Origin of the sequence: Hydrogenimonas sp., from assembly GCF_029932565.1 — a bacterium.
In the GTDB taxonomy this organism is placed as follows: Bacteria; Campylobacterota; Campylobacteria; order Campylobacterales; family Hydrogenimonadaceae; genus Hydrogenimonas.
The window spans coordinates 1-5,743 of sequence record NZ_JAOZPV010000093.1 but is presented as its reverse complement, the minus strand read 5'-3'; the positions used below and the strand labels follow the sequence as shown (position 1 = coordinate 5,743).

The window sequence follows — 5,743 nt, the reverse complement described above, 5'->3', positions numbered from 1 at the left end:
TCCGATACGGTACCCAACCCTTCAGGTACTCTCTCGCTTTGGTCTTTTTCGGTGTGGTGGCACCGGCATTAGCTTGCATCAGTTGACTCCTTTTTGTTTGGTATTGTTTTTATTTTGGCTCTCCTGCTCAAACGGACAGATCAACATCTCGTCACTGATAATATCCGTTTGAAGCGGCTTGCCGATTTCGATAAACGTATTATCCACCAGCTCTTTCAGAGAACGGGACTCGATATAATCTTTGAGTGAACTTCGGCTCACTCCAAGTTCACGGGCGATCGCACTCACACTCTGCCCCTCTTTGAGCATCTGAAGAATTCGCGGCTGAAGAGTGTCGAATTTCGAGCGCGACTTGCTCCCTTTCGGCCGGCCGACACCGCTGCGTTTGTCCTGCCCCTCCTCCCGCAGTTCATTGAGAAGCGGCAACACCTGCCCCATCGGCGTCTCTCTGGTGATCAAAATGCCCTGACTGGCTACAAAAAGATTGATCTTTCGACTCATCGTGCAGCAGAGAATCTTGATAAGCTCGTCGACTCTGTTGCTCAATGTCCAGATTTCATCGATAATGAGATTGTCTCCCTCTTTCATCGAATGCATAAACTCTTCGAACTGTTTCCGCTCTTCGATCGGACGGTTCTTGCTCGAGTGCTCGACAACCTCTTTGTCGATCTCGAGCCCCTGCCCCAATGCATAGCCGATAACATCTTTCTGCTGCAGCGTCAGATTTTTCGTACCCGGTATCTGTCGCAAATAGGCGTATGTCATAAGCCCCCTTGATTTTTTTCATAATGTTACATGATTTTGACGATAAAAGTCAATTAAATATTTATTAAATCGTCACACTATTGCTTAATTACGTCATTTTATTCATTTATCCGTCAATGGTATCCATATTTATGTTAAAATAATAAAAAACTTAAAAGAAGGACAGAGAGCGTGGAAGCTGATTTGACACACCTTGACGACAATGATCGCCCGAAAATGGTCGATGTCGGCGCAAAAGAGCCAAGTAGCCGTGTCGCCATGGCCAGCGGAACAATTAAAATGAGCCAGGAAGCGTACGAAGCGATCGTCAACAACAGAGCGAAAAAAGGGCCCGTTCTGCAGACAGCGGTCATTGCGGCTATCATGGGGACGAAAAAGACACCGGAGCTGATTCCCATGTGTCACCCTCTTTTGCTGACAGGCATCGACTGCGATATCGAAGAGATTCCAGAACTACCCGGCTTCAAGCTTTACGTGACAGCCAGGCTTCACGGGAAGACCGGTGTTGAAATGGAAGCACTGACCGGTGTCAGTGTCGGACTCCTCACAATTTACGATATGGTGAAGGCGATCGACAAAGGGATGCAGATATTGAGCATCCAGCTCGAGTCCAAAGAAGGAGGCAAGAGTGGAAATTATCAACGCAATGGATAGAAAAGTCGAAATCGAATATCCCTGCGAATGGAAGTACAAAGTGATTGGAGAGGAGTGCGAGAAGATCGAAAGTGCCGTCAAGTCGGTCATGGGCGGACGGGAACACACCTGCAGGCCCTCACGCGTCTCCCGCAAAGGCCGCTACCACAGCTACGAAGTGAAGACTCTCGTCCACAACGAAGACGACCGGACGGAAATTTTTCGACAGCTCAAACAACACAACGACCTGAAAATGGTTTTATAAGGAACCCCATGGAACTCGAAATCAAAGCCTATTACGAAAAAAGTCTGGAAGCCGGAAAAAAAGACCGGGACGCGCTGAAAGAGGGGATAGAGAAGGCAGTGGAAGCGGCTGTGCATCTGCATCAGAGCATGTCTGCACAAAACCTCAGCGAATCGATCGCCGTCGCACTGCAGGAGGAGCTGGCGCAACTCGACGCGAACGACGAAGAGATGTTGCAGTTCGCTTTCGAAACGCTCATTGATACAGTACAAAAACCCAAAGAGAAAGAGATCGAACGGCTCATCGTCGAAATTGATCGGCTGCAGCGTCACCTCAGCACCGAAGAGGAGGAGCTGCAGCGCCGACTTCGTGAACTTTTCGCCGGTATCGAACATGCCGTCAGCAAGTTGAATTCAGCTGAACAGAAAGTCTGGCGGGATGCACTCGAAAATACGGAACTCGAGCATGTCGAAGGCCTCGGCATACTCACCGAAACGGTGGAGGCGGCTCTTGTGGCTGCACTCGAAGAGGCTGAAGATATAGAAAAAGCGATCCGCGAAGTCATTCGTCAGATCACCCACAAAGCTTTGAGCGAGGGGTTGTTGAGTGCAGCCCGTATCCGCGCCATTCTAACAACGATTCTGATGCAGGCATCCGAACTGGCAGAAGCGACACCGACCAAAGCGAAAGAGATCATCCATGGAAGTGTCTATGGCATCAACGACGCCCTGATCTCCACCGTCAAACAGCTCAAAGAACAGCTCAATTTTGCACCGGAAGAGATAAAAACAGCCCATGTCATCAATTGGGAAGAGCTGATAACAATGCTCTCCCGCAGCGACGAACTCTACAAAGAGATCATCGATGACGTCGCTTCCAAAAACAGCCCCTTTGTCCGGGAAATTCTGGTCGATTCCGCCAATATCATCGGGGATCAGTTCGCCGAACTCAAACGCATCAGCAACGAAACCATCGATATCGCCAGAAAAAAGCTGGCAACGCTGGCAAAAGAGGCCGCCATCAAAGGCGTGGAATTGAAAGAGCACCTGACGAGCGAAGCGAAAAAACTGGGTACGAAAGCGTGGAAAAAGGCGCTCGAAGTCGCCGAAGCCTACAAAAACAAAATCGAGAAGTGAGCGGAGCATAGCGCTCCCACCTTCTCACCTTCTCACCTTCTCACCTAAATTATTCCATATCCTTCGCCAGCGTAAACATATCGGAAAAACTGTTTTTGAAATCTTTGCACCGATCACATATCTTCTCTCCACCGCGGTAGGAGAATGCCACTTTGCACTCTTCACAAATCTCGAGTGTATGCTTGACCAGAAGTTCCATTCTGTCGAATGCAAATGTGACCGGATCGAATGATTCGTCGTTCCGGATCGAGTGTGGCTGACAGACATCGTTGCAGATGGAACAGGCGATACATTTGCCCATCTGAAAAATGATACCGGTATTGTCCTTCAGCACCGAGAGTGCACCGGTAGGACAGAACATCGCACACTCCTGACAATTGTTACACGTATCGGCATCGATCCGCTTGTTGACGACGAATGAAAAATCGATCTCGGCTGTTCTCTCCTCGGGAAGGGTTTCCGCCACCATTTTCAGCGAATTTTTCAAAAGAATCCGCTTTAGCGGCTGTTTCTCGTCGCTGGAATGCATCAACTCCGTCATCGTCATATCTTCATGAACCTCTTTGGCGACATTGGCCAGCTTTTTCAAGAGCCCGCGTCGTCCCGCTTCCGGCTCCGACGCGCCAAGATCGCGGCGCACACCTATCCTTCTGTCGCTATTGCAAAGTTCCAGAAATCTGTTGGCCTCCCCGATCGTTCTCTCTATTGTTGCATAAACACGCCCATCCCGATTGACGGAACACTCCGAGCAGTGGGCAAGGTCACAGATCGCATCACTTTGTTTCCGCAACGCAATGGAGATGAGATGTTCGCTCGAGAGAGCGGCCAGACAGGGCAGATTCTCTTTGCAGGAGAGCAGAGGTTTTTCCTGTGCCGCGAACTCCAGGGTAAAATGGTTTGGATCGAAAGCATCGCTCATGAGGGCTTCGGTAGGACAGCTCCCTATGCATGCGGCACACCCGGTGCACCTTTTTGCATCGAGCGTCAGTTTTTTTCGGTCAAACACCATCGCTTCGTCGGGGCAGAGATCGATACAGATACGGCACTCATTTTTGGCGAACTCGCTCCGCAGACACTTGAAGTAGTCGAACTTGAAAAGATCGGCAGCCGTCAAACTCTCGTTACGCATCGATCTCCCCCAGCTCTTCGACGAGATGCGAATAGTCCGAAAGAAGGAACTCGATCGTAAAGTCACACAGATCCCGGTAGAAGGGTGTATCCGCCATCGGTTTGACAGCGATGAGGAACGGAACGATCCAGCGCACAAGATGGCCGTGCAGGAACTCCGCCTGCGCCTTTCTGTCGCCACCGCTGATCATGCTCTGCATGAACCCGAACTCGATTCCTGCATGATCGGGCACATAAAGCCTGGAACTCTCCAGGTTCAGTTCGTAGCCATGGCTGAAGTAAAATTGCATCACCGGGTTCTGCAGTCCCACCAGAATCTCGTTTTTGCTGTCCATCACGGCCGACTCGATCGGGTGGTTGTTGATCCCAAAAAGCGAGTTGTAGTCGATATTGAGCGCTTCCTTGAGTGCCGGCAGCTCGTTCTGGCGGAACCACTGGAGAGTCTCTTCTCCGATGGTTTCCAGCAGTTCCTCGTTTTCGTACAGATCCTTCAACGCCCTTTCGTCGAGCTCTTCGGTAAAGATTCGGGACAAAAAGGCATAGATATAAAGTCTTGTTTTGTCGTCCATGGTGTAGTTTCCTTGGCTTTTATGGGAAAATGATAGCGGATTGGCGGATATTCAACGCTGAATTTCAAGATGGGTTCCATAACCAATTCAACATTCAACATCCATCATTAAACATTCAAACATCGATTTCCGCCCGAAGGCGAAAATCTCAGAGGCAGCCTTTGAAGAAAGACTTTTTCGGTGGCGGTGGTGCTTTGAACTCTTTGACGTGAATGACATTGCGTTTCGCATCGTACGTACCAGTCAGCATTACCTCGTTGCGGTTCATCGCCTCATCGAGTTCGCTGCGCTCAATATGACCCAGGTCCACTCTGTAATACTTGCCGTCATCATGGACATAGAGCACCATCTCCTCCCTGATCGGATCACCAAACTCCCATTTTTCATAGCACCCCTCGTAGCCGCAGACGGCGGTTTCGAGACGGCAGTCCTTGAAGAGGTCGTTTTCGACACACCATTTGGTCGTCAAAAATCCTTTTTTCTCAAATCCTTCGCTGCTGGCCGATGCGGCGATCGCCAGCATCATACCCAAAACGAACATTACAATCTTTTTCATTATTCCACCTCCGCTTTGAGGGTTCTCATGTAGGCCACCATATCGTCGAGGCTCTTGTCATCGAGCGGATAGGGAGGCATCGTGGATTGACGCTTGCCGTCAATCACGTTGTACCAGGGTGTATTGGGGTGCGCATTGCGATTGTAACCCGGTACGACAATGGCGTTGGGATCGACCATGGACTCTTTCAGATAGGCATCGGTTGAATACCCGCCAATATTGGCGAGACCCGGTGCCATATAACCCGGCTGACTCATGCCAGGTATGTAGTGACACCCCATACAACCATTCTGCATAACAAGGTTTTTTCCGTTTTCAACATCGCCTTTCGGTGCTGTCGTCAATTCCGTCACAAGGGCATCGCCGCCTTTTTCGTCACCCAGTTTGACCGGAATCCATGAGGAGAGAAGTTTGAGACCATCCCGATTCATTCTCGCACCGTCCCATGCGGCAAATGCGACTGGAAACGCACCGTTGTCGAGATTCAGATAGGCATCTTTGAGCGGACGGATAACCGTCCCTTTCCACGCTTTCTTGTCGTACTCCATGTCGGCACTGAATTTTTCGCTTCCATCTTTGATTTCCGTCATCGACCGGAAACCTTCCGAGACGAACGAGCGCTGGTAGTCGCTCACCGCCAGCTTCTGCACTGCCTCATGGTATTCACCCACCTCTTTGCCGAACATGTTCTTGCTCAGCACGTTCTGCTGCG

The 5,743-nt window shown here is 50.1% G+C and carries 8 protein-coding genes; 3 read left to right on the top strand and 5 right to left on the bottom strand.

Going from position 1 to position 5,743, the window contains the following annotated elements:
* Positions 1–78 precede the first annotated feature (78 nt).
* On the bottom strand, positions 79–765 hold the full coding sequence (locus tag Q1K24_RS08965) for a recombinase family protein (RefSeq protein ID WP_300369111.1): 687 nt from the start codon (positions 763–765) through the stop codon (positions 79–81).
* Positions 766–981: 216 nt separating this feature from the next.
* Between Q1K24_RS08965 and moaC the strand changes: the two genes are divergently transcribed.
* Genes moaC through Q1K24_RS08950 form a run of 3 tightly spaced genes read left to right on the top strand, consistent with a single transcriptional unit; the run spans position 982 to position 2,778 of the window.
* Entirely contained in the window at positions 982–1,419 is a 438-nt protein-coding gene (gene moaC / locus Q1K24_RS08960; RefSeq protein WP_300369114.1) for a cyclic pyranopterin monophosphate synthase MoaC, read from the top strand.
* On the top strand, positions 1,394–1,663 hold the full coding sequence (locus Q1K24_RS08955; RefSeq protein ID WP_300369107.1) for a DUF493 domain-containing protein: 270 nt from the start codon (positions 1,394–1,396) through the stop codon (positions 1,661–1,663). Before moaC ends, Q1K24_RS08955 begins: the two co-directional genes overlap by 26 nt.
* Positions 1,664–1,671: 8 nt before the next feature.
* A complete protein-coding gene (locus Q1K24_RS08950) occupies positions 1,672–2,778 on the top strand; it encodes a DUF6781 family protein (RefSeq protein ID WP_300369104.1) in 1,107 nt (368 codons plus the stop codon).
* Positions 2,779–2,827: 49 nt separating this feature from the next.
* On the opposite strand, the gene Q1K24_RS08945 is transcribed toward Q1K24_RS08950, so the two are convergent.
* The 4 genes from Q1K24_RS08945 to Q1K24_RS08930 form a co-directional block, all read right to left on the bottom strand.
* Positions 2,828–3,907, bottom strand: a complete 1,080-nt coding sequence (locus tag Q1K24_RS08945) for a 4Fe-4S dicluster domain-containing protein (RefSeq protein ID WP_300369101.1) — start codon at positions 3,905–3,907, stop codon at positions 2,828–2,830.
* Positions 3,900–4,475 carry a molecular chaperone TorD family protein gene (locus tag Q1K24_RS08940; protein ID WP_300369098.1) on the bottom strand — a complete coding sequence of 192 codons (576 nt, stop codon included), beginning with the start codon at positions 4,473–4,475 and terminating at the stop codon, positions 3,900–3,902. The genes Q1K24_RS08945 and Q1K24_RS08940 overlap by 8 nt, the downstream gene beginning before the upstream one ends.
* A gap of 148 nt (positions 4,476–4,623) precedes the next feature.
* Entirely contained in the window at positions 4,624–5,031 is a 408-nt protein-coding gene (locus Q1K24_RS08935; protein WP_300369095.1) for a hypothetical protein, read from the bottom strand.
* Positions 5,031–5,743 (bottom strand): c-type cytochrome (locus Q1K24_RS08930; protein WP_300369092.1); only part of this gene is annotated, 713 nt, incomplete at its 5' end. The genes Q1K24_RS08935 and Q1K24_RS08930, both read right to left, overlap by 1 nt.

Bases quoted from the DNA above. Each gene is read 5' to 3' on its own strand.
- Q1K24_RS08965 (WP_300369111.1), bottom strand. From the start codon at position 765: ATGACATACGCCTATTTGCGACAGATACCGGGTACGAAAAATCTGACG.
- moaC (WP_300369114.1), top strand. From the start codon at position 982: ATGGTCGATGTCGGCGCAAAAGAGCCAAGTAGCCGTGTCGCCATGGCC.
- Q1K24_RS08950 (WP_300369104.1), top strand. From the start codon at position 1,672: ATGGAACTCGAAATCAAAGCCTATTACGAAAAAAGTCTGGAAGCCGGA.
- Q1K24_RS08945 (WP_300369101.1), bottom strand. From the start codon at position 3,907: ATGCGTAACGAGAGTTTGACGGCTGCCGATCTTTTCAAGTTCGACTAC.
- Q1K24_RS08940 (WP_300369098.1), bottom strand. From the start codon at position 4,475: ATGGACGACAAAACAAGACTTTATATCTATGCCTTTTTGTCCCGAATC.
- Q1K24_RS08935 (WP_300369095.1), bottom strand. From the start codon at position 5,031: ATGAAAAAGATTGTAATGTTCGTTTTGGGTATGATGCTGGCGATCGCC.